Origin of the sequence: Caldimonas sp., from assembly GCF_046289365.1 — a bacterium.
In the GTDB taxonomy this organism is placed as follows: Bacteria; Pseudomonadota; Gammaproteobacteria; order Burkholderiales; family Burkholderiaceae_C; genus Caldimonas.
Window position 1 is genome coordinate 1 of the sequence record NZ_JBKBVU010000213.1, and the last position, 1012, is coordinate 1012.

General features: G+C 68.5%; 2 protein-coding genes and 1 pseudogene. All 3 read right to left on the minus strand.

Annotated features, from left to right (window positions below):
• Positions 1-399 (minus strand): enoyl-CoA hydratase-related protein (locus ACK42S_RS15485; protein WP_409709527.1); only part of this gene is annotated, 399 nt, incomplete at its 3' end.
• Positions 396-950, minus strand: coding sequence for a MarR family winged helix-turn-helix transcriptional regulator (locus tag ACK42S_RS15490; protein ID WP_409709530.1), 555 nt, complete (start codon positions 948-950; stop codon positions 396-398). The genes ACK42S_RS15490 and ACK42S_RS15485, both read right to left, overlap by 4 nt.
• A pseudogene (locus tag ACK42S_RS15495) lies at positions 947-1012 on the minus strand (3-hydroxyacyl-CoA dehydrogenase); the annotation flags it as partial. The gene ACK42S_RS15490 and the pseudogene ACK42S_RS15495, both read right to left, overlap by 4 nt.

The window sequence follows — 1012 nt, forward strand, 5'->3', positions numbered from 1 at the left end:
CCCGTCCACCGCCGCGACGATCGGCTGCGGACAGGCCCGCATCGCCTTGACGACATCGCCGGTCATGCGCGTGAACATCAACAGCTCGGGGGCCTTGAGCTGCACCAGCGCTCCGATGATCTCGTGCACGTCGCCGCCCGAGCAGAAATTGCCCCCCGCACCCGAGAGCACCACCGCCTTGACGTCCACCGCATGCTGCAGGGCACGGAAGAGGTCGCGCAGCTCGGCATAGGAATCGAAGGTGAGCGGGTTCTTGCGTTCCGGGCGGCTCAGGGTGATGTGGGCCACGCCGTTGTCGCACTGCCACAGGAAGTGGCGCGCAGCATAGCCCGAGAGCTCACGCCGGTTGCCGGCGGCCAGGGCCGGGTCCAGGCCGGTGGGGGTGGAAGGAGCGCTCATGCAACCTCGCTGGAGGGGGATGAAGACGGGGGTTCGGCCTGACGTGCGGCCATGTGCACGCGCAACTGGCCCAGCAGTTCGTACAGGGCTTTGCGGTCAGCCGCACGCAGGTCGGAGAAGAACTCGATGACCCAGGCCTCGTGTTCGGCGGCGATGCGCTCGAAGACCCGGCGGCCTTCTGCGGTGAGTCGCAGCAGGAAGGCGCGCCGGTCGTCGGGCGCAGGCTCACGCGCCACGAGCCCCTCTTTTTCCAGCTCGTCGGTCAGGCCGGTGATGCTGCCGCCGGTCACCATCAGGTAGCGTGACAGGGCATTCATGCGCAGGCCTTCCGGATGCCGGTGCAGTTGCGCCAAGTAGTCGAAGCGCGACAGCGTGATGCCAAAACGCGCGCGCAGGCGTTTGCGGATCTCGGTCTCGATCTGCGTGCTGCAGGCCAGCAGGCGCAGCCACAGCTTGAGCGCCATGTGGTCGTCCGAGGCCGCGCGGGCCTCCAGGCCGATGCTGTGTTCGTCCAGGCCGGGCACGAGACGGAGTCTGGAGCCGCGTTTCACATGACCTCCCCGCCGCTGACCGAGATCGCCTGCCCCGTCACCGCCGAGGCGGCCTCGCCGCA